This is a genomic window from Variovorax sp. YR634 (assembly GCF_900106655.1).
In the GTDB taxonomy this organism is placed as follows: domain Bacteria; phylum Pseudomonadota; class Gammaproteobacteria; order Burkholderiales; family Burkholderiaceae_C; genus Variovorax.
In genome coordinates this window covers 479,913-501,338 of sequence record NZ_FNOL01000001.1, presented here as the reverse complement: position 1 = coordinate 501,338, position 21,426 = coordinate 479,913, and the positions used below count along the sequence as shown (strand labels likewise).

The 21,426-nt window shown below is 67.6% G+C and carries 22 protein-coding genes; 18 read left to right on the top strand and 4 right to left on the bottom strand.

The features are described 5' to 3' along the window. The first annotated feature begins 65 nt into the window (after nucleotides 1–65). The 7 genes from BLV60_RS02350 to BLV60_RS02320 are packed head-to-tail and all read left to right on the top strand — an operon-like array spanning nucleotide 66 to nucleotide 7,683. Nucleotides 66–1,292, top strand: a complete 1,227-nt coding sequence (locus tag BLV60_RS02350; protein WP_093049228.1) for an urea ABC transporter substrate-binding protein — start codon at nucleotides 66–68, stop codon at nucleotides 1,290–1,292. 15 nt (nucleotides 1,293–1,307) lie between these two features. Further along, nucleotides 1,308–2,174 (top strand): branched-chain amino acid ABC transporter permease, encoded by an 867-nt coding sequence (locus BLV60_RS02345; protein WP_093049225.1) that lies wholly within the window; start codon nucleotides 1,308–1,310, stop codon nucleotides 2,172–2,174. Then, a complete protein-coding gene (locus BLV60_RS02340; RefSeq protein ID WP_256328809.1) occupies nucleotides 2,171–3,268 on the top strand; it encodes a branched-chain amino acid ABC transporter permease in 1,098 nt (365 codons plus the stop codon). The genes BLV60_RS02345 and BLV60_RS02340 overlap by 4 nt, the downstream gene beginning before the upstream one ends. Beyond that, the gene (locus tag BLV60_RS02335) at nucleotides 3,265–3,984 is read left to right on the top strand and encodes an ATP-binding cassette domain-containing protein (RefSeq protein WP_093049222.1); all 720 of its coding nucleotides are present in this window, start codon (nucleotides 3,265–3,267) and stop codon (nucleotides 3,982–3,984) included. Before BLV60_RS02340 ends, BLV60_RS02335 begins: the two co-directional genes overlap by 4 nt. 20 nt (nucleotides 3,985–4,004) lie before the next feature. Next, nucleotides 4,005–4,709: an ABC transporter ATP-binding protein gene (locus BLV60_RS02330; protein ID WP_093049219.1), complete on the top strand. Its 705-nt coding sequence runs from the start codon at nucleotides 4,005–4,007 to the stop codon at nucleotides 4,707–4,709. Next, nucleotides 4,706–6,103 carry an amidase gene (locus BLV60_RS02325; RefSeq protein WP_093049216.1) on the top strand — a complete coding sequence of 466 codons (1,398 nt, stop codon included), beginning with the start codon at nucleotides 4,706–4,708 and terminating at the stop codon, nucleotides 6,101–6,103. The genes BLV60_RS02330 and BLV60_RS02325 overlap by 4 nt, the downstream gene beginning before the upstream one ends. After that, entirely contained in the window at nucleotides 6,100–7,683 is a 1,584-nt protein-coding gene (locus BLV60_RS02320) for a GMC family oxidoreductase (protein WP_093049213.1), read from the top strand. The genes BLV60_RS02325 and BLV60_RS02320 overlap by 4 nt, the downstream gene beginning before the upstream one ends. Before the next feature lie 8 nt (nucleotides 7,684–7,691). Here BLV60_RS02320 and BLV60_RS02315 read toward each other — a convergent pair whose 3' ends face one another. Next, the gene (locus tag BLV60_RS02315) at nucleotides 7,692–8,114 is read right to left on the bottom strand and encodes a hypothetical protein (RefSeq protein ID WP_093049210.1); all 423 of its coding nucleotides are present in this window, start codon (nucleotides 8,112–8,114) and stop codon (nucleotides 7,692–7,694) included. 114 nt (nucleotides 8,115–8,228) lie between these two features. Between BLV60_RS02315 and BLV60_RS02310 the strand changes: the two genes are divergently transcribed. From BLV60_RS02310 to BLV60_RS02290, 5 genes are all read left to right on the top strand, one after another. Beyond that, nucleotides 8,229–8,831, top strand: coding sequence for a GNAT family N-acetyltransferase (locus BLV60_RS02310; RefSeq protein WP_093049207.1), 603 nt, complete (start codon nucleotides 8,229–8,231; stop codon nucleotides 8,829–8,831). Continuing rightward, complete coding sequence (locus BLV60_RS02305; RefSeq protein ID WP_093049204.1) at nucleotides 8,828–9,319, top strand: GNAT family N-acetyltransferase; 492 nt, start codon at nucleotides 8,828–8,830, stop codon at nucleotides 9,317–9,319. Before BLV60_RS02310 ends, BLV60_RS02305 begins: the two co-directional genes overlap by 4 nt. Before the next feature lie 31 nt (nucleotides 9,320–9,350). After that, a complete protein-coding gene (locus BLV60_RS02300) occupies nucleotides 9,351–9,632 on the top strand; it encodes a DUF2277 domain-containing protein (RefSeq protein WP_093050367.1) in 282 nt (93 codons plus the stop codon). 70 nt (nucleotides 9,633–9,702) lie between these two features. Continuing rightward, nucleotides 9,703–10,104, top strand: coding sequence for a GFA family protein (locus BLV60_RS02295; RefSeq protein ID WP_093049201.1), 402 nt, complete (start codon nucleotides 9,703–9,705; stop codon nucleotides 10,102–10,104). Nucleotides 10,105–10,150: 46 nt separating this feature from the next. Further along, nucleotides 10,151–10,777 carry a LysE family translocator gene (locus tag BLV60_RS02290; RefSeq protein ID WP_093050364.1) on the top strand — a complete coding sequence of 209 codons (627 nt, stop codon included), beginning with the start codon at nucleotides 10,151–10,153 and terminating at the stop codon, nucleotides 10,775–10,777. Nucleotides 10,778–10,846: 69 nt separating this feature from the next. On the opposite strand, the gene BLV60_RS02285 is transcribed toward BLV60_RS02290, so the two are convergent. Then, nucleotides 10,847–11,056: a thrombospondin type 3 repeat-containing protein gene (locus tag BLV60_RS02285; RefSeq protein ID WP_093049198.1), complete on the bottom strand. Its 210-nt coding sequence runs from the start codon at nucleotides 11,054–11,056 to the stop codon at nucleotides 10,847–10,849. 266 nt (nucleotides 11,057–11,322) lie between these two features. Between BLV60_RS02285 and pbpC the strand changes: the two genes are divergently transcribed. From pbpC to BLV60_RS02270, 3 genes are all read left to right on the top strand, one after another. Continuing rightward, entirely contained in the window at nucleotides 11,323–13,578 is a 2,256-nt protein-coding gene (gene pbpC / locus BLV60_RS02280; RefSeq protein ID WP_093049195.1) for a penicillin-binding protein 1C, read from the top strand. Between the two features lie 121 nt (nucleotides 13,579–13,699). Beyond that, entirely contained in the window at nucleotides 13,700–14,353 is a 654-nt protein-coding gene (locus BLV60_RS02275; protein WP_305449895.1) for a FadR/GntR family transcriptional regulator, read from the top strand. Further along, nucleotides 14,353–15,651 carry a CynX/NimT family MFS transporter gene (locus BLV60_RS02270; protein ID WP_093049190.1) on the top strand — a complete coding sequence of 433 codons (1,299 nt, stop codon included), beginning with the start codon at nucleotides 14,353–14,355 and terminating at the stop codon, nucleotides 15,649–15,651. Before BLV60_RS02275 ends, BLV60_RS02270 begins: the two co-directional genes overlap by 1 nt. A gap of 14 nt (nucleotides 15,652–15,665) precedes the next feature. Here the strand turns inward: BLV60_RS02270 and BLV60_RS02265 are convergent, their stop codons facing one another. Next, the gene (locus BLV60_RS02265; RefSeq protein ID WP_093049187.1) at nucleotides 15,666–16,433 is read right to left on the bottom strand and encodes a hypothetical protein; all 768 of its coding nucleotides are present in this window, start codon (nucleotides 16,431–16,433) and stop codon (nucleotides 15,666–15,668) included. 64 nt (nucleotides 16,434–16,497) lie between these two features. Here BLV60_RS02265 and BLV60_RS02260 point away from each other — a divergent pair, with 64 nt between their 5' ends. Then, nucleotides 16,498–17,133, top strand: a complete 636-nt coding sequence (locus BLV60_RS02260) for an ABC transporter ATP-binding protein (protein WP_093049185.1) — start codon at nucleotides 16,498–16,500, stop codon at nucleotides 17,131–17,133. A gap of 9 nt (nucleotides 17,134–17,142) precedes the next feature. Here BLV60_RS02260 and BLV60_RS02255 read toward each other — a convergent pair whose 3' ends face one another. Further along, entirely contained in the window at nucleotides 17,143–18,003 is an 861-nt protein-coding gene (locus BLV60_RS02255) for an oxidoreductase (protein WP_093049182.1), read from the bottom strand. A 117-nt stretch (nucleotides 18,004–18,120) separates the two neighbouring features. Here BLV60_RS02255 and BLV60_RS02250 point away from each other — a divergent pair, with 117 nt between their 5' ends. Continuing rightward, nucleotides 18,121–19,023, top strand: a complete 903-nt coding sequence (locus BLV60_RS02250; RefSeq protein WP_093049179.1) for a LysR family transcriptional regulator — start codon at nucleotides 18,121–18,123, stop codon at nucleotides 19,021–19,023. A gap of 150 nt (nucleotides 19,024–19,173) precedes the next feature. Beyond that, nucleotides 19,174–21,411 (top strand): NADP-dependent isocitrate dehydrogenase, encoded by a 2,238-nt coding sequence (locus BLV60_RS02245; RefSeq protein WP_093049177.1) that lies wholly within the window; start codon nucleotides 19,174–19,176, stop codon nucleotides 21,409–21,411. Nucleotides 21,412–21,426: the final 15 nt, after the last annotated feature.

The window sequence follows — 21,426 nt, the reverse complement described above, 5'->3', positions numbered from 1 at the left end:
CTGTTCCTGCCCTTCCCGACAACACAGTGGCGGCTGCGCCCGCCGAGCAACGAGGAGTTAGTTCCATGGATCGTCGTTCCTTCATCCAGTCTTCGGCCGCTGCCCTGGCGGGCACCGCGGTGCCGCTGTTTCCGATGGCAGCCATGGCCGCCGACGAGATCGTCGTCGGCAGCATCGTCGACATGTCGGGCGGGCTGGACATCTACGGCAAGCCGATGGCCGACTGCATGACGCTCGCGGTCGAGGAGCAGAACGCCGCCGGCGGCCTGCTGGGCAAGAAGATCAGGCTGGCCACCTACGACCCGCAGTCGAACATGCAGCTCTATGCGCAGTTCGCGCAGCAATCAGCGCTGAAGGACAAGTCGACGGTCGTGATGGGCGGCATCACCTCGGCCTCGCGCGAGGTGATCCGGCCGGTGCTCACGCGCAACAAGACGCTGTACTTCTACAACACGCAGTACGAAGGAGGCGTGTGCGACCGCAACACCTTCTGCACCGGCGTCACGCCCGGCCAGACCGTCGCCAAGCTCATACCCTACGCGATGAAGAAGTGGGGCAAGAAGGTCTACGTGGTGGCGGCCGACTACAACTACGGCCAGATCACGTCGCAATGGGTCAAGAAGTTCGTGCAGGAGAACGGCGGCTCGGTCGCCTCCATCGACTTCTTCCCGCTCGACGTGACCAACTTCGGCCCGACCATCTCGAAGATCGAGGCGGCCAAGCCCGACATGATCGTCTCGGCGCTGGTCGGCGGCGCGCACATCTCCTTCTACCGCCAGTGGGCAGCCGCGGGCCTGACGAAGAAGATCCCGCTCGCGTCCACGACGTTTGCGGGCGGCAATGAGCACATCGTGCTGTCGCAGGCCGAGGCCGACGGCTTTCTCATCTCCTACAACTACTTCCAGAACCTCGACACGCCGCAGAACAAGGCCTTCAAGGAGCGCTTCTACAAGCGCTTCGGCGCCGACTATCCCAACATCACCGAACTCGCGATGGGTACCTACCAGGGCTTCAAGCTCTGGGCCGAGGGCGTGAAGAAGGCCGGTTCGCTGGACCGCGAGAAGATGATCGCCGCCCTGGAGACCGGCATCAGCATCGATGGCCCGAGCGGCAAGGTCTCGCTCGACCCGGCAACCCACCACTGCGTGCTGAACGTGAGCATCGCGGAGGTGCGCAACAAGCAGCTCAACATCGTCGAGACCTTCCAGCAGCAGCCCCCGGTGGACACCAGCGCGGTCTGCAACCTCGTGAAGAACCCGAAGGACAACCAGCAGTACGTGATCAAGGTCTGAAGGCAAGGCACCGGCATGGATCTCGCACTCGTCGTTCTCATCCAAGTGCTCTACGCGGTGGCGAGCCTGGTCATCGTCTCGGCCGGGCTGGCCGTCATCTTCGGGATGATGAAGGTCATCAACCTCGCGCACGGCGAGTTCATGATGCTCGGTGCCTATGCCGTCATCGCGGCGCTCAAGATCGGTATCAACCTGTGGATCGCGATGTTCATCGTCGCGCCGATCGCGGTGGGCCTGGTCGGCGTGGTGCTGGAGCGGCTGGTCATCCGCCGCCTCTACGGCCGCATGGTCGACACCATGCTGGCCACCTGGGGGCTGTCGCTGCTGCTGGTGGGCATCGTCACCTCGGTGGCGGGCAACACCACGGCTGGCGTCTCGGCGCCGCTGGGCAGTTTCTCCGTCGGCGCCTACTCGGTCAGCGGCTACACGCTGGTGATCATCGCGGTTGCCGTGGTGCTGTCGCTCGCGATCCGCTTCGTGCTCACGCGCACGCAGCTGGGCCTGATCGCACGCGGCACCATGCAGAAGCCCGACATGGCGAACGCACTCGGCATCAGCCCGAGCCGCGTGTACTCGGTCACCTTCGCGGTGGGCGCCGCGCTCTCCGGCCTGGCCGGCGGGCTGCTCGCGCCGCTGACGGGCGTGGTGCCGACCATGGGCGCCGCCTTCGTGGCCAAGGCCTTCATCACCGTGATCGGCGGCGGGCCGGCCATCCTGGCAGGCCTGATCGGCGCATCGGCGCTGTTCGGCGCCATCAACCAGCTCGCGACCTTCGTGACCACGCCGGTGCTGGGCGAGGTGGCGCTGCTCGTGGCCGCGATCGTGATGCTGCGGCTGCTGCCGCAAGGCATCACCGGGCGTTTCTTCAAGGGGTCCCTGTGAATCGTTTTGCCAAGTCCTGGGCCAGCGCGGCGATCAGCCTGGCCGTTGGCGTCGCGCTGCTCTTCGGCCTGCCCGGCGTGATGGACGACTACACGCTGATCGAAGTCACGATCTACGCCGTCATGTCGATCCTCGGCGTGAGCCTGGCCTTCATCTGGGGCTTCGGCGGCATCCTGTGCTTCGGGCAGGCAGCCTTCTTCGGGCTCGGCTCGTACACCTACGCGATCGCGATGATGAACATGGGCGACAGCACCGTGCCCTTCCTGCTCGCGATCGTGGTCCCCGCGCTGTTCGCCGCGCTGCTGGGCTACGTGATCTTCTACGGCCGGCTGTCGGACGTGTACATGGGCGTCATCACCCTCACCGTCACGCTGATCCTGTTCAACCTGATCAACTCGACCGCCGGGCCGGAGTGGCGCATCGGCAGCGCGCCGCTGGGCGGCTTCAACGGCATCCCGGCGATACCGACGCTCAACTGGCCCGGGCAGCAGGACGAGGTGCTCACGCCGAAGGACCTGTTCTACGTCACCTTCAGCTGCCTGCTGCTGGTCTACCTGGGGCTGCGCGTGCTGATCAGCTCGAAGATCGGCCGCGTGATCGTCGCGGCCAAGGAGAACGAGCAGCGCGTGCTGCTGCTGGGCTACGACGCGCGCGCCTACAAGCTCTTCAGCTTCACGCTGGGCGGCGCCATCGCGGGCCTGGCGGGCTGCCTGTTCGCGAACTGGGGCGCGTTCACGAGCCCCACCATCTTCGGCCTCGGGCAGTCGGCGCAGATCATCATCTGGGTCATCGTCGGCGGCCTGGGCACACTGGTCGGGCCGATCGTCGGCTGCATCGCCATCCAGTGGCTCACCTCGCAGATCGGTACGCAGCAGACCTTCAATTCCAACCTGGTGCTCGGCGGCATCCTGGTGGTCTTCGTGCTGCTGGTGCCGCGCGGCATCGTGCCGACCCTCGGCGACCTGATCGACATGGCGTGGCGGCGCCTGCGCAAGACGCCGGCCCATGCCCCGAAGGCGGCCTCGCCCGCGGCAGTCCCCAAGGCCCCGGTCGAAGCGCCGCACGCGCTGGCCGCAACGGAGACGGCCCCATGACGACACCCCTGATCGAGACCCGCAACCTCAACGTGCGCTTCGGCGGCGTGCACGCCACGCGCGACGTGAACTTCACGCTGGCCGAGGCCGAGCTGCGCTGCGTGATCGGCCCGAACGGCGCCGGCAAGAGCACCTTCTTCAAGCTGCTGACCGGCCAGGTCAAGCCGACCTCGGGCCAGATCCTGTTCCGCGGCCAGGACATCTCGAAGATGCAGCCGCACGACCCGGGCCGCCTGGGCATCGGCATCAAGACCCAGGTGCCGAGCCTGTTCAACGGGCTGAGCGTGTGGGAGAACGTGTGGCTCTCGGCGCGGCGCCTGAACAGCACCGCGCAGGCCGACCGCATCACTCGTGAGACGCTCGAACGCGTGGGCATGCATGCCTACCGCGACGTCACGGCCGGGCTGCTGGCGCACGGCATGCGGCAGTGGGTCGAGATCGGCGTGGTGATCGCGGCCGATCCGCCGCTGATCCTGCTCGACGAACCGGCCGCCGGCATGAGCGACGCCGAGGTGGCGCGCACGGCCGAACTCATTCTGGAAATCAACCGCCAGCATGCGCTGGTGGTGGTGGAACACGACATGAACTTCATCCGCATGATCGCCAGGAAGGTCACCGTGCTGCACCAGGGCGCCGTGATCAAGGAGGACACGCCGGACCGCATCATGAGCGACCCGCTGATCCAGCAGATCTACCTCGGCAAGAAGCCGCACTGACCCCGAAGGCGCACCACAACATGCTGGACGTATCGGGGCTTCACGCAGGCTACGGGGCCATCCCCGTGCTGCACGACATCTCGCTGAAGATCGCACAAGGCGAATCGGTCGGCATCCTCGGCCACAACGGCATGGGCAAGACCACCATGCTGCGCACGCTGATCGGCGCGCTGCGTGCCACATCGGGCACCGTGCGCTTCGGCGATGCCGACGTCACGCGCCTTGCGCCACATGCGCGAGCCCGCCTGGGCATGGCCTACGTGCCGCAGGGGCGCGAGATCTTTCCGACGCTGAGCGCAATGGACAACCTGCGCATGGGCCTGGTGAAGACCGGCGAGCGCACGCTGCACACCATCGAGGCGCTGCTGGAGGACTTTCCGCGCCTCAAGCCGCTGCTCGAACGGCCCGGCGGTTCGCTCTCGGGCGGCGAGCAGCAACTGTTGGCGCTGGCCCGCGCACTGGCCGGAAAGCCCACGCTGCTGCTGCTCGACGAGCCCACCGAAGGCATCCAGCCTTCGATCATCGAGGAGATCGCCGAAACGCTGGCGGCGCTGCGCGACCGCATGAAGCTCACGATCGTGCTGGTGGAGCAGAACCTCGAATTCATCGCCGCCGTGTCGCAGCGAGTGCTCGTCATCAAGCGCGGCCAGATCGGCGGGGAGATCCCGCGCGAGCACCTCGGCGATTTCGAAATCATGAGTCAATACACAGGAGTCCATGGATGAGCAACGAACTGCATTACCTCGAGCTGGTGGACATCGGCCAGCGCATCCAGCGCAAGGAGCTCTCGCCGGTCGAGGTCACGCAAGCGCAGCTCGACCGCATCGGCAAGGTCGACGGCGCGCTGAAAAGCTATGCGATCGTGACGGCCGAACAGGCGCTGGCCGAAGCGCGCCGCGCCGAGGCCGAGATCGCAAAGGGCCAGGTCCGCGGGCCGCTGCATGGCGTGCCCATCGCGGTAAAGGATCTGTGCTGGACCGAAGGCGTGGCCACCGCCGCCGGCATGACGCTCTACCGGGACTTCGTGCCCACCGAAGACGGCACGGCCGTGCGCAAGCTGCGCGAGGCCGGCGCCGTGATCCTCGGCAAGCTGCAGCTCACCGAGAGCGCATATGCCGACCACCACCCCACAGTCACGCCGCCGGTCAATCCGTGGAATGCGGCGCACTGGTCGGGTGCGTCATCGAGCGGCTCGGGCGTCGCGACCGCGGCGGGGCTTTGCTATAGCTCGCTGGGCACCGACACGGGCGGCTCGATCCGCTTCCCCAGCGCCGCCAACGGGCTCACCGGCCTCAAGCCGACCTGGGGCCGCGTGAGCCGCTACGGTGCCTTCGAGCTGGCCGCGACACTCGACCACATCGGCCCGATGACGCGCAGCGCCGCCGATGCGGGCGCGATGCTCGGCGCCATCGCGGGCGCCGACCCCAAGGACCCGACCGCGAGCCTGGCGGCCGTGCCCAACTACCTGGCGGGCATGCAGCGGGGCCTGCGCGGCTTGCGCGTGGGCATCGATGCGCGCTGGAATGGCGAGGGCGTCGATGCGCAGACCCTGAAGGTGATGGAAGGCGCGCTCGCGGCCGTGCGCGAGCTGGGCGCCGAGGTGCGCGAAGTTGCCTTCCCCGACCCGGCGCAGGTCATCGCCGACTGGTTTCCGCTCTGCGGCATCGAGGCGGCCGTGGTGCACGAGTCGACCTACCCCGCACGCAAGGACATGTACGGCCCGGCCCTGTCCGGCCTGCTCGACCTCGGCCGCGCGCAGAGCGGCATGGACTACCAGAAGATCGTGCTGAACCGCCATGCCTTCAGCGGCCGGGTGCGGGCGATGTTCGAGGGCATCGACCTGCTGCTGGTGCCGGCCCACGGCGTGGCGTCGCCCACGCTCGCGCGCATGGCCACCTTCGGCGAGGACGCCGCGCTGATGTCCGCCATGCTGCGCTACACCTGCCCCTTCGACATGAGCGGCAGCCCCACGATCACGCTGCCGGGCGGCTTCACCGAGGCCGGCACGCCGGTTGCCTTCCAGTTCGTCGCCCGCCATTTCGAGGAAGAACTGCTTGTGCGCGCGGGCTGGGCCTTTCAGCAGGCGACCGACTGGCACCAGCGGCATCCGGCGCTTTGAAGGCGTACGACACGATCATCGTTGGCGCCGGCACCGCAGGCTGCGTGCTGGCGAACCGGCTGTCGGCCGATCCGGCCCGCAAGGTGCTGCTGCTCGAGGCGGGCAGGGCCCCGCCCCGCGCCTCCAGCATTCCGGCGCTGTGGTCGTCGATGCTGAACACCGAGGTGGACTGGAGCTTTCATACCGAGCCGCAGCCGGGTTGCAAGGGAAGGCGCCTGTACTGGCCCAGAGGCAGGATGGTCGGTGGATCGGGCGCCCTGAACGCGATGATCTACATGCGCGGCGTGCCCTCCGACTACGACCGCTGGGCAGCGGCCGGATGCAACGGGTGGAGCTGGAAAGAGGTACTGCCGTTCTTCAAGCGGTCCGAGCAGAACCTTCGGCTTGGCGCTTCGCCCCTGCACGGCAGCAAAGGGGAGCTGGTCGTCTCCGACATCGCGCACGTCGACGCGGTGGAACGCCTCTGGCTGCAGGCCGCGCAGGCAGCCGGCTTGCCGGCGAACGAAGATTTCAATGGCCCGCGCCAGGAAGGCGTCGGGCTGTTCCAGGCCACGGTGAAGGACGGCGCGCGCTTCGGCACCGGCAGTGCGTTCCTGGCGCCCGCGCTGGCGCGTCCCAACCTGTCCCTGCACACCGGCGTGACGCTCCTGCGCCTGATCTTCGAAGGTACGCGCGCGACCGGCGTGGAGTTTCTTCACAACGGGATTCACGGACGCGTCACCGCCTCTTCCGAGGTGGTGCTCTGTACAGGCGCCGTGGGCTCGCCTCACCTGCTGCTGAACTCGGGCATCGGTGCGGCCGACGAGCTTTCCCGCGTCGGCATACGCCCGCTGATCGACCTGCCCGGCGTCGGCAAGAACCTGCAGGACCACGTCAATGCCTCCATCACCTGTGCCACGCACGAGCGGTTCGGCATCGCACAGGCTGCGGACGAGGAAGCGGCGCTTCACATGAAGCTGTGGGAGCAAGACCGCAGCGGACCGCTCGCCTCGAACTGGTCTTCATGCGGGGGCTTCGCGCGCGTCGAACCCGGCACCGGCGACCCCGACCTTCAGCTCTATTGCATCCCCAGCGCCAACCGCGACCACAACCGCCATCTCTCGGCAAGCCCGGGCATCACGCTTTTCTCGGTCCTGCAGCGACCGCGGAGCCATGGCGAGCTGCGCCTGCGTTCCGCCGATCCGCTCGAGGCGCCGGCCATCGACCCTCGGTACTTCAGCGACGCGCAGGGCAGCGACCTGCAGCTTCTGGTGGAAGGCATCCGCCTGAACCGGGAGATCTTGCGCCAGGCGCCCATCGCCGAACACCTCGGCGATGAGATTTCAGCCAGTGCGGGCGCAGTCACCGATGCGCAGCTGCGCGATTTCGTTCGCGGCCACGCATCCACCCTGTATCACCCGACCAGCACCTGCAAGATGGGCATCGACGGCCTGGCAGTCGTGGACCCGACGTTGAAGGTTCATGGCATCGAAGGCCTCTATGTGGCCGATGCCTCGGTGTTCCCTTGCATGGTTTCGGGCAACACGAATGCACCGACGGTGATGGTGGCGGAGCGTGCGGCGCACTTCATCGCCCCCTGAGCCGCCCGTTACCGGCTCAAGGCGATAAGGCTCCACACGATCGCCACGAGCTGGGCGAGGTTGATCAGGATTGCGGTGATGTGGGTCCTGCGGAATCCCGGGATCGCATCCATGTAGTTGGACTGGATCTGCGCCCCGAGCGCGTCCATCTTGGGAATGACCTTCTTGCGCAGCGCGACGGCAATCAACGCCAGCGCCGCAGCACCCACCGCGAGCCCCGGGCGACCCGCAAATGCAAAGCTGACGGCCGTTGCAGCCGCGGTAACGAATGCGGCGCGGTAGTAGATGTTGAAGAAGCCACGCACAAAGCGGGCGTCGAGCGGCGTGTCGTGCTTCAGCACCAGGAGCGGGATGGAACCCATGATGAAGTAAGCCGTCGTGACGAGAAGTGCCACCGTGAAGAACAGGGCGGCAAACATGGCAGCAGACATCTTGGTTTTCCTCCACGCCATGGGGCTTGGGACGACCGGCACATTATGGGCATTGGCCCGCTGCCGTCCACTGGTGGCTGCCCTGCCCCGGGGTCATCGGCTATCGTCCTGTTCATGTCGCTCGCGCAACCCTCACTCACCGGCCCCCGCCTTCTGCTGCGCCCGCTGCTTGCTTCCGACGCGGCGGCGCTCGTCGAGGCAGCCTCCGACGGCGAACTCTGGAGCCTGCCGTTCACCGTCGTGCCCTCGGCCGAAACCGTCGATGCCTACATCGGCAACGCCCTCGCCGGCCGGGACGCCGGCACCGTGATGCCCTTCGCCACCGTGCTGCGCGAGACCGGCAAGGTCATCGGCTCCACGCGCTTCTGGAAAATCGACCGCATCAACCGCAAGCTGGAAATCGGCAGCACCTGGATCGCGGCCTCATGGCAGAAGACCTTCGTCAACACCGAGGCCAAACTGCTGATGCTGCGCTACGCTTTCGAAGAACTGCAATGCGTGCGCGTACAGCTCACCACCGACGAGATCAATGCCAAGTCGCGCGCGGCCATCCTTCGGCTCGGTGCGAAGCAGGAAGGCGTCGTGCGCAACGAACGCATCATGCCGGACGGCCGCAAGCGCAATTCGGTGCGCTTCAGCATCATCGACGACGAGTGGCCGGCGGTAAAACAGCAACTGGAAGCGCGGCTTGGCGCAACGGAGGAACCCAGAGGATGAGTCATTCGGTCATACCCACATCGGAAGAGCACTTCGAAGGCTTGCACCGTGCAGTCGACATCGTCGCGCGCGAACACAAGTACCTGGCACTGATCGAGGCGCCGCCGCTCGAACAATCGATCGCCTTCTATCGCGACGTGCTGGCCAACGATTTCCCGCATTTCGTGGCCTTGCATGGCCGGGCCGTGGTCGGCTGGTGTGACGTCGCGCCGGTCTTCGGGCATTCGAGGGCGCACATCGGCGTGCTCGGCATCGCGCTGCTGCCCGAGGCGCGGCACAAGGGGCTCGGCGCCGCGCTGCTGCAGGCCGCCATCGACAAGTCATGGGCACGCGGACTGACGCGCATCGCGCTGTCGGTGCGCACCGACAACCTCAACGCCAAGGCGCTGTACGAAAGATTCGGGTTCGAGCTCGAAGGCACGTACCGCCGCGCCAACCTGATCGACGGCGTGTATTACGACGCCCACGCCATGGCCCTGCTTCGCTAGACTGGACAGCGGCGTCGAACGGAGAGTGCCCATGTGCCGCAGCATCAAGACCCTCTACAACTTCGAGCCGCCGGCCACCGAGCAGGAGATCCGCGCCGCCGCGCTGCAGTTCGTGCGCAAGCTCAGCGGCTTCAGCGTGCCGTCCAGGGCCAACGAGGAAGCCTTTGAACGCGCGGTCGATGAGGTGGCCGCCACCGCGGCGCGGCTGATCGACTCGCTGGTCACCACGGCCGAGCCGCGCGATCGGGCCATCGAAGCCGAGCGCGCCAAGGCCCGCGCCGCCGTGCGCTTCGGCAGCAGCACCGCCGGATAACCTGCCGCCAGCGTCGCGGCATCGCCTTTGATATGGTGCTCTCCAGCACCACCATGCGAATTCCGAGCGTATGAAAAAGACCTACACGGGCGGCTGCCATTGCGGCGCCGTTCGATTCGAAGCCGATATCGACCTGAGCCTGGGCACCCTGCGCTGCAACTGCTCGATCTGCACCAAGACCCGCTTCTGGCCCGCCATCGTCGCGACCGATGCCTTCCGGCTGATCGAAGGCGGATCCGAACTCAGCGAGCAGATGCTCGACACCCGCAACAGCCACTACATCGTCTGCAGGCATTGCAGCGTGCGCTCCTTCGGCGTGGGCCATTCGCCCGAGACCGGCGCGAGCGCCTATGGCGTGAACGTGACCTGCCTGGACGACATGGACCTCGACGACCTCGCCAACTCGCCGATAAGCTACGTGGACGGACACCGCGGCACCTGGCACGTCGCGCGCACAGCCATCGGAATCTGACGAAGAGAACCGCTTCCCGCACAAACCACCATCTGGAGATATGCACATGCCCATCGAACTCTGGCTTGCCTTCGTCGCGGCCTCCGCCGTCATGCTGATCATTCCGGGGCCGACCATCCTGACGGTGATCAGCTATTCCATGTCGCACGGCCGCCGCGCCAACGTGCCGCTGGTGGCGGCCGTGGCGCTGGGCGACTCGACGGCGCTGGTGGTGTCGCTGCTGGGGCTGGGTGCGCTGCTGGCCACCTCGGCCTTCTGGTTCACGGTGGTCAAGTGCGTGGGCGGGCTGTACCTGCTGTACCTCGGCATCAAGCTGCTGCGCGCGGGCATCTCGTCCACCGAGGTGGCCGCACCGGCCGCGCCCGCCTCGCGGCTGCGGCTGTTCGCCAACACCTACCTGGTGACGGCGCTGAACCCGAAGGGCATCGTGTTCTTCGTGGCCTTCCTGCCGCAGTTCATCAGCCCGGCGGCCGACGTGACGCGCCAGCTCTGGGTGCTGGCCGTCACCTTCGTGGTGCTGGCCGCAACCAACGCGACGCTCTATGCAGTGTTCGCGGGCTCGGCGCGCAAGCTGCTGTCGTCGCCACGCGCGCAGCGGCGCTTCAACTTCGCGGGTGGCTCGCTGCTGAGTGCGGCGGGCATCTGGGCACTGATGGCTCGCCGGCCGGTGTAGCCAACCCGCGCAGCCCCATGAAAAAGGCCGCGAAGCGCCATGCTTCGCGGCCTTTTCTTTCGTTGCCGCTCAGTTGCGGTACGGGTTGTTCGGATTGCGGTCGTAGCGGTTGGGGACGCCGTCGTTGTCACGGTCCCTGTCGTAGCGGTTCGGCACGCCGTCGCGATCGCGGTCGCCGTAGTGCTGGCCGCGCGGCGGCGGCGGACGGTCGTAGGGTGCGACCACACAGCCGGCCAGGATGGCCGATGCGGCCAGCAGGATCGCCAATGTCTTCGTCATGTGAGTTCTCCTTGGAGTGTTTGTGAAACCGGGGTTCGCCTCCTGCGAGCCGGTACTGCATTGAAGGCCACGCCGGTACGCGTTGGGTTTCCGCATTGAAGCCCCCGCGTGAAGTTCGTTACCGGATGTGGAACCTGAAGAGAACTCTGAGCCGGAGTTCCAGCTCCGGCAAGGAGGCGGGCCGCCCGTCCCCGAGTAGGCGAGGTTCCCGTGGTGCATCGCCGAGAATGTCGTGGCCTCACGCCTTTCGGACACGAATCTTTTCGATGCAGCTCGCGCCCCTCATTCCCGCCCGCAAGACCCTCGCCGCTGCCTTGCTGGCCGTGGCTTGCGCGCACCCTGCCTGGGCTCTCGTCAGCTTCGAGGAAGTGAAGCGCGATTTCCGCTCGTCCGACACCGCGGTGCTCGACCGCAACGGCGAGCTGCTGCAGCGCGTGCGTACCGACCCCACCGTGCGGCGCGGCCAGTGGACCGCGCTGGCCGATGTGTCGCCAGCGCTGCGCACGGCCATGGTGCTGAGCGAGGACAAGCGCTTCTACGAGCACAGCGGCATCGACTGGCGCGCAGTTTCGGCGGCCGCCTGGGGCAACTTGTGGAACACGCGCACGCGCGGCGCCTCGACCATCACGATGCAGCTGTCAGGCCTGCTCGACGAAGACCTGCGCCGCAACTCGGGCGGGCGCAGCTTCACGCAGAAGATCGGGCAGACGGTGGCGGCCGCGCAGCTGGAGCGCAACTGGCGCAAGGACCAGATCCTGGAGGCGTACCTCAACACCGTGCCGTTCCGCGGCGAGATCGTGGGCATCGACGCGCTCTCGCGCACGCTGTTCGGCAAGGCGCCGAGCGGGCTCGATGCGCGCGAGGCGGCCGTTGCGTCGGCGCTGGTGCGCGCGCCGAATGCCAAGCCCGCCGTGGTGGCGCAGCGCGCCTGCGAGGTGCTGCGCGCGATGGAGCCGCAGCAGAAGACCGACTGCGAGGCGCTCGACATGTTCACCAGCGCGGCGGTGCAGCGGAAGGCCTTCGAGGCGAACGAAGGGATTGCGCCGCATGCGGCGCGGCGTGTGCTGCGGGAACTGAGGGACGCGAATGCGGAGGCAGCCCCCACCCCGACCCTCTCCCAGCGGCCGAAGGATAAAGACAGGGAAGTCGGCGTGCGCACCACGCTGCGCGCACCGCTACAGCGCTTTGCGCTCGACTCCCTGCAGCGCCACCTGCGCGAATTGCGCGAGCGCCACGTGGAAGACGGCGCGCTCGTCGTGCTCGACAACGCGACGGGCGAAGTGCTCGCCTGGGTCGGCTCCTCCGGTCCGCTGAGCCAGGCGGCCGAGGTCGATGGCGTCACCGCCTTGCGGCAGCCCGGTTCCACACTCAAGCCGCTGCTCTACGGCCAGGCGATTGCCGAGCGGCGCATCACCGCGGCCTCGCTGATCGAGGATTCTTCGGCGCAGATCAGCACCGCCAGCGGCCTCTACATTCCGCAGAACTACGACCGCCGCTTCAAGGGCCCTGTGTCGGCGCGCACCGCGCTGGCTGCGTCGCTCAACGTGCCGGCGGTGCGCACGCTGGTGATGGTGTCGCCCGAGGCCTTCGCGCGCGAACTGCGCGCCGCCGGCCTGCCGCTGCGCGAGAGCGGTGACTACTACGGCTACAGCCTCGCGCTGGGCAGCGCCGAGGTGTCGCTGCTGTCGCTCACCAATGCCTACCGCATGCTGGCCAACGGCGGGCGCTACGGCACGACGACGCTGACCGCGCGGCCACCTGTGCCTGCGGACAAGACGAAGGCAGGCGCCCCGCCGCTGCTCGACCCGCGCGCCGCCTTCATCGTCGGCGACATCCTCTCCGACCCGAACGCGCGCACGCGCACCTTCGGCCTCGACAGCATCCTCTCCACCCGCTTCTGGACGGCCGTGAAGACCGGCACCAGCAAGGACATGCGCGACAACTGGGCCGTGGGCTGGTCGCAGCGCTACACGGTGGGCGTGTGGGTCGGCAACGCCAGCGGCGAATCGATGTGGGACGTGAGCGGCACCAGCGGCGCCGCGCCGGTGTGGGCCGAGGTAATGCGCTTCCTGCACGCACGCGAGCCGAGCCGCGCGCCCGCGCCGCCGCCGGGCCTCGTCGAAACGCGCGTGAGCTTCGGCCCCGGCGCCGACGGCAACCCGCTCGAAGCGGCGCGCAGCGAATGGTTCCTGCAGGGCACCGAGCAGCCGCTGTTCGCGCTCGACACCGGCATGGCTGCCGACACCGTCTCGGCGCGCATCACCGCGCCGACCGACGGCACCATCATCGCGCTCGACCCCGACATTCCGCCCCAGCGCCAGCGCGTGCGCTTCGACTCGGAAGGCCGCGGCGTGCAGTGGCGCGTCGACGGCAAGCCCTTTGCGCGCGGCAACAGCGTGCAGTGGTTTCCCTGGCCGGGGCGCCACGTGATCGAACTGGTGGACGCCAGCGGCAAGGTGGTCGACCAGCGCCGGCTCGAAGTGCGCGGCGCGGGCGTGGTGACGAAAAGCGCGCGCCGGTAATTGGCCCGGTTGCCGTCCGGGCCAATCACCGGATGTACAGTCCGGGCTTTGGACGGCAAAATTCGTCCAATCATTGAATGACTAGGCCCACCTGATGCTTGCCCAAGCCCCTCGCACATCCTTGGCGGACACCGCTGCCGACAGCATCCGCGCCGAAATCTCCGCCGGCCGCTGGGCCGTCGGCTCCCGCATTCCCATCGAGCCGCAACTCGCGCAACTGCTGGGCGTGAGCCGCGGCACGGTGCGCGAGGCGGTCAAGACGCTGGTGTCGCGCGGGCTGCTCGAAGTGCGCCAGGGCTCGGGCACTTACGTTCGCTCGGGTTTCGACCCGTCGTCCAGCCTGCAGAAGATGCGCCTGGCCAGCCTGCGCGACCAGTTCGAGGTGCGCCGCGCGCTCGAAGTGGAGGCCGCACGGCTCGCGGCGGTGCGCCACACGGCGCGCGACCTGCGCCGCCTGCACACCCTGCTGGACAAGCGCGGCACCTTCGACGCCAGCGACAACGGCGCGGGCTTCATCGAACGCGACCTCGCCTTTCACCTCGCCATCGTCGACGTGTCGGGCAATCTCGCGCTGGCCGAAACCTGCCGCTTCATCACGGGCTACATCAAGGAAACCATCGCGAGCTCGCTGGGCAGCAGCAACCTGCCCGAGCCCGACGAGGCCGCGCACCGCGCCATCGTGGAAGGCATTGCCAGCCGCGATCCCGACGTGGCCGCCGCGGCGGTGCGCACCTTCATGGCGCCGATGATCAACGCGCTGGCGCTGGGCTCGTGATGAGTTCGGCCACTTTCGCGCCGGGCAACGGCGCCACTACGCGCCACGCAAGCAACGACCTGCTGATCGACGCCGAAGCCGACAGCCTGCCCATGCCGCGCCCCACACCCGCACCAACACTCGCCCGCCGAATCCTGCTCGGCGCGAGCGTGGTGCTGATCGCCTTCAACCTGCGCCCGGTGTTCGCCAGCCTCTCGGTGGTGCTGCCGGAAATCATCAAGGCCACCGGGCTCTCGTCCACCGCCGCGAGCCTGCTGACCACGTTGCCGATCGTCTGCCTCGGCGTGTTCGCGCCGCTCGCGCCCGGCCTGGGCCGGCGCTTCGGCACAGAGCGAACGCTGCTCGCGTGCATGGTGCTGATCCTGGTCGGCACGGTGCTGCGCGGCACCGGCAACATTCCGCTGCTGTTCCTGGCCTCGGCCATCGCGGGCAGCGGCATCGCGGTGTCGAACGTGCTGCTGTCAGGCCTGGTGAAGCGCGACTTCGCGGCGCAGGCGGCGCTGATGATGGGCCTGTACACCATGGCCGTGTGCGGCGGCGCGGCCAGCGCCGCCGGCCTCACAGTGCCCATCGAGCACGCGCTGGGCGGAGGCTGGACCATGGCGCTCGCTATGTGGGCGCTGCCGGCCGCGCTGGTCACGCTGATCTGGGCGCCGCAGGCGCTGCCGCTCAAGCCTGTGGCGAGCGAATCGGGCTTCACGGTGCGCGGCCTGTGGCGCGACAGGCTGGCGTGGCAGGTCACCTTCTTCATGGGGCTGCAATCAGCCCTTGCCTACATCGTGATGGGCTGGCTCGCGCCGATATTGCGCGAGCGCGGCCTCGGCAGCGAAACAGCCGGCTACGTGGTGTCGCTGTCGGTCATGACGCAGGTGGTCACCTGCCTCGTGGTGCCGGCGCTGGCGGTGAAGCTGCGCAACCAGCGCGGGCTGGCCGTGGTGCTGGCGATGCTCACGGTGGGCGCCATGCTGGCGATGCTGTTCGCGCCGCTCGGTGGGGTATGGGCCTGGGCCGTGCTGCTGGGCATTGCGCAGGGCGGCACCTTCGCGCTGGCGCTCACGATGATCGTGCTGCGCTCGCCCGACTCGCACGTGGCCGCGCACCTCTCGGGCATGGCGCAGGGCGTGGGCTACATGGTGGCGGCCTTCGGTCCGCTGGTGGCCGGGCTGCTGCACGGCTGGACGGGGAGCTTTCGCGCCTCGTCGTGGCTCTTCATCGGGCTGGGCATCGCGCTCGTCGTCGCGGGGCTGGGCGCCGGCCGCACGATGCACGTGGGCACGACGACCGTGCCCCGGCACTGAGCAGGTCTGCTGCCTTACTGCGGCCCGCCGCAGAAATCCGCGCGTTCGGTGGTCTTCGCGGTGAAGCGGATGCGCGTGCTGCTCGCTGAGCTTTTCGGCTCGTTCTGCGGCCACTCGCTCTGCAGCCAGGTGTATTGCCACTCATACGGCGCACCCGGCTTCGCGGCTTCGCCGTAGGCGATGCGCAGGCTGCCGTTGCTTTCGTCGTGGCAGTGCTTCGAGGTCTTGTATTCCTTCTCGCTGAAGCAGGCGCGGATCATCTTGAAGCACGAGAACGGAATGCCTTCTTGCACGGCCTTGCCGCCTTCGAGCGGGATGAAGTCGGCCGTGTCGAACGAGGCGCCACCGCCGGAGTACCCCTCGAACACGGTCTGCAGCACGGCCACGGCCCACTTGCCTTCAGCCATCGGGTAGAGCGCGGGCGCAAGCGACAGGTGCGTGTCGGGCCGGTCGGCGTCCTTCTTCAGGCCCTGCGCGTAGTCCGAGAAGTCATGGAGGCGATCGAGCTGCCAGCTCTTCGCATCGATGCCTCGCTTGATGCGCGCCATGACCAACGGCTCGCCAGAGAGCACCACGTAGTCATTGGGCGAAGCGCCGCGCGGGCGGTACAGGCCGAGCTCCTGCACGTCGCAGGGCTGCGGCAGCAAGGCACAGAGGTGCGCTCGCCATTGCGCATCGAGCGCCTCTGGCTTCTTCACGGCATCGAACACCTGCGCGGACGGCGCGGCGAGCACGGGGGCGGCGAACGGCAGGGCGAGCAGCAGCGGCAACAGCTTTTTCATGGAGCCGAATGGTAGCCACGGCCTGGGCGTTGCGCGAGGGTCGCTTGCTAAAGTCGGCCCGACCATGAATCTTTCTTCTCCTCCCCTTCTCCGGATCGATGCGCTGCGCTTCGCGTACCCCGACCAGCCTGCGCTGGTGTCGAACTGGAGCGCATCCATCGGCCCGGGCGTCACGCTGCTCTATGGCGACACGGGCACCGGCAAATCGGCGCTGCTCCAGGTGATTGCAGGCACGCTGCCCGCCACCGGGCGGCTGACGGTGTCGGGGGTGAGCCTCGATACCGCGCCCGAGGCCTATCGCCGCCAGGTGTTCTTCGTCGATCCGGTGACCGACCGCTTCGACCAGCTCACCGCACGCGAATGCACGGCCTCGCTCGTCGAGGGCGACGCAGGCTTCAGCGACGCGAAGTGGCAGGCCATTGCCGACGGCTTTGCGCTCGCCCCGCATCTGGACAAGAAGATGTTCATGCTCTCGACCGGTTCGAAGCGCAAGGTGTGGATGGCAGCCGGGCTTGCATCGGGCCGCCCGCTCATCCTGCTCGACGAGCCGACGGCCGGGCTCGATGTGCCGTCGACCCGCTGCTTGTGGGCCACGCTCACCGGCTTTGCGGACCAGTCGAAGCAGGCGGTCATCGTGGCCAGCGCGGCGCGCATCGACACGGTGCCGCTCGCGGCCACCATCGAGCTGCCGCTCGACTGAAGCGTCTCTTCAGGCCGCGTCGAAGTTCGTGCTGCGGCTCACGGCCTCCCAGGCCTCCATGTCCTTGAGCAGCGCCTGCGCATGCGCACGCACCGCATCGACCGAATCGTCCCCCAGTTGCAGGCGCAGCGGCGTGTGTTCGGCGTCCAGCGCCTTTTCGATGGCTGCCGCGGCCTTGCGCGGATCGCCGGCCTGCGTGTTGTGCATGGTGTGCGCGAACTCGCGCGTGGCGCCCACCACCGGCTGGTAGGCCTCGATCACCGGCATGTGGCGCATGCCGCTGCCCGCGAGCTGCGTGCGGAACTGGCCCGGCTCGACGATCAGCACCTTGATGCCGAAGGGCGCGACCTCCTGCGCCAGCGCTTCCGAAGCGCCCTCCAGCGCGAACTTGGAGGCCGAGTACGCGCTGAAGCCCGAGAACGACAACTGCCCGCCCAGGCTGGAGATGTTGACGATAGCGCCCGACTGCTGCGCGCGCAGCACCGGCAGCGCGGCGCGGGTGACGGCCATGGCGCCGAAGAAGTTGGTGTTCATCAGGGCGCGCAGCTCGGCGTCGGGGGTTTCTTCTAGCGCGCCGACCACGCCGTAGCCGGCGTTGTTGATGAGCACGTCGATACGGCCGAAGCGCGCGACCGCGGCTTGAACGGCGGCTTCGGCTGCGCCGGCTGCGTCCACGTCGAGCGGCGTGGCCAGCACGCGGTCGGGCGCCAGCGCCACGAGATCGGCGAGGCGGCCGGCGTCGCGGGCGGTGGCGACCACGTTGTGGCCCTGCGCCAGCGCGTGTTCGGCAAAGGCGTGGCCGAAGCCGGAAGCAGCGCCGGTGATGAACCACGTCTTGCGGGTTTCGGGAGTGTTGGCGGTGGTGGACATGAGGGTGGCTCCTTCGGTATTTGCGGGTTGTTGGAGAGGCATGGCGTGACTGTTCCAGCAATCGCATTCATCGACTAGACGGTTCAAATCGAATGCACCTTGCGATACGATGCATGAATGGACCGCACCCTGCTCCCGCACCTCGCGATCGTGCTGGCGGTGCACCGGCGCGGCGGCTTCGCGGCTGCCGCGGCCGAACTGGGCATGAGCGCCTCGGCCGTGAGCCACGCGGTGCGCGCCGTCGAAGACCACCTGGGCCAGCCGCTGTTCGCACGCACCACCCGCAGCGTGCGGCTCACCGAGGCCGGCGCCGGCTTCATCGGCATGCTCAGCCCCGCCATGGGCGAGATTGCCGATGCGGTCGACCGCTTCGGTGAAGCATTGGGGCGCGTGAGCGGCGTGCTGCGCATCAACGCGCCGCACGTGGCGCTGCCACTGGCCATGACGCCGCTGGTGGCCGAAATGTCGCGCCGCCACCCCGAACTCACGGTCGAAATTACCTGCGACGACGGCCTGGCCGACATCGTCGCCGGCGGCCACGACGCGGGTGTGCGGCTGGGCCACACGGTGGCGCAAGACATGGTCGCCGTGCGGCTCACGCCGCCCTTCCAGGCCATCATGGTGGCCACGCCGCGCTACCTGGCTGCGGCTGGCGAGCCGCGCAACATCGACGCGCTGCAGCAGCACAACTGCATCGGCTTCCGGTTCGTCACATCAGGCGGCGTGTACGCCTGGGACCTGCGCGACAAAGCAGGCGCCCACGTATCGGTCGAAGTGCCGGGCACGGTGCGCGTCACCGACGCGCTGTATGCCCGCGATCTGGCACTGGCCGACGTGGGCATTGCCTACATCTTCGAGCCGCTGGTGCGCGCCGAACTGCGCGACGGCCGCCTGCGGCAGCTGCTGCCGCGCACGGCTTTCGACGAGCCGGGGCTGTTTTTGTACTTTCCGCGCCGCGCGGCGCAGGCACCCAAGCTGCGCGCTTTTGTCGACCTGGCGCGGGAAATGCTGAAGCCTTAAAGCGCCCGCCGAAGGGGGTCATCGGGCCCCATCCGGCCGAACCCGGCCCCAGCCGGGCGACAATCGGGGATTCCGGCGAAAACACCCCTATCCCCGTTCCGCCGGAAGTTCCAGCCAACCCGACAACCCAGGATCTACGGAAGCAAGCGCATGAGCTCGAAGCAACCCACCATCGTCTACACCCTCACCGACGAGGCGCCCCTGCTGGCGACCTACGCGTTTCTGCCCATCATCCGCGCCTTCACCAACCCGGCCGGCATCAACGTGGCCACCAGCGACATCTCCGTGGCGGCCCGCATCCTGGGCGAATTTCCCGAGCTGCTGAGCGACGACCAGAAGGTGCCCGACAACCTGGCCGAACTGGGCAAGCTCACGCTCAAGCCCGAGGCCAACATCATCAAGCTGCCCAACATCAGCGCCTCGGTGTCCCAGCTCAAGTCGGCCATCAAGGAACTGCAGGGCAAGGGCTACAAGATCCCCGACTACCCCGAGAACCCGACCTCGGACGAGGACAAGGACATCCGCGCGCGCTACAACAAGTGCACCGGCAGCGCGGTGAACCCGGTGCTGCGCGAAGGCAACTCCGACCGCCGCGCGCCCAAGGCCGTGAAGGAATACGCACGCAAGAACCCGCACAGCATGGCCGACTGGAGCCAGGCCTCGCGCTCGCACGTCTCGCACATGCACGGCGGCGACTTCTACCATGGCGAAAAGTCCATGACGCTGGACCGCGCGCGCAACGTCAAGATGGAGCTGATCACCAAGAGCGGCAAGACCATCGTGCTCAAGCCCAAGGTCGCGCTGCTGGACCGCGAGGTCATCGACTCCATGTTCATGAGCAAGAAGGCACTGCTGGCCTTCTATGAAAAGGAGATCGAGGACGCGCATAAGACCGGCGTCATGTTCTCGCTGCACGTCAAGGCCACCATGATGAAGGTCTCGCACCCCATCGTGTTCGGCCACTGCGTGAAGATCTTCTACAAGGAAGCCTTCGAGAAGCACGGCAAGCTGTTCGACGAGCTGGGCATCAACGTCAACAACGGCATGATCGATCTCTACAACAAGATCGCCACGCTGCCGCAGAGCACGCAGGACGAGATCAAGCGCGACCTGCACGCCTGCCACGAGGGCCGCCCCGAGCTGGCCATGGTCGACTCGGCCAAGGGCATTACCAACTTCCATTCGCCCAACGACGTGATCGTGGACGCCTCGATGCCCGCGATGATCCGCAACGGCGGCAAGATGTGGGGCGCCGACGGCCGCCTGAAGGACGTGAAGGCCGTGATGCCCGAATCGACCTTCGCCCGCATCTACCAGGAGATCATCAACTTCTGCAAGTGGCACGGCGCCTTCGACCCAAAGACCATGGGCACGGTGCCCAACGTGGGCCTCATGGCCCAGAAGGCCGAGGAGTACGGCTCGCACGACAAGACCTTCGAGATCCCGGAGGACGGCGTCGCCAACATCACCGACCTGGACAGCGGCGAAGTGCTGATGAGCGAGAACGTGGAGCAAGGCGACATCTGGCGCATGTGCCAGGTCAAGGACGCCGCGATCCGCGACTGGGTCAAGCTGGCCGTTACCCGTGCGCGCAACTCGGGCATGCCGGTGGTGTTCTGGCTGGACGCCTACCGCCCGCACGAGGCGCAGCTGATCACCAAGGTCAAGATGTACCTGCACGAGCACAACACCTCGGGCCTGGACATCCAGATCATGAGCCAGGTGCGCGCCATGCGCTACACGCTGGAGCGCGTCGTGCGCGGCCTGGACACCATCAGCGCCACCGGCAACATCCTGCGCGACTACCTGACCGACCTGTTCCCCATCATGGAACTGGGTACCTCGGCCAAGATGCTGTCGATCGTGCCGCTGATGGCCGGCGGCGGCCTGTACGAGACCGGCGCGGGCGGCTCGGCCCCCAAGCATGTGCAGCAGCTGGTGGAAGAAAACCACCTGCGCTGGGACTCGCTGGGCGAATTCCTTGCGCTGGCCGTGAGCCTGGAAGACCTGGGCCTGAAGACCGGCAACAAGAAAGCCGCCATCCTGGCCAAGACGCTCGACACCGCCACCGGCAAGCTGCTCGACAACAACAAGAACCCGTCGCCCAAGACCGGCCAGCTCGACAACCGCGGCAGCCAGTTCTACCTGGCCATGTACTGGGCGCAGGAACTCGCCGCGCAAACGGACGACAAGGAACTGCAGGCCCAGTTCGTGAAGCTGGCCGGCACGCTCGCCAGCAACGAGCAGAAGATCGTCGACGAACTCTCGGCCGTGCAGGGCAAGCCGGTGGACATCGGCGGCTACTACCTGGCGGACCCCGCCAAGTTCGAAGCCGTGATGCGCCCGAGCGCCACGCTCAACGCGGCGCTGGCGTCGGCCCAGGGCTGATGGGTATCGAGCGGG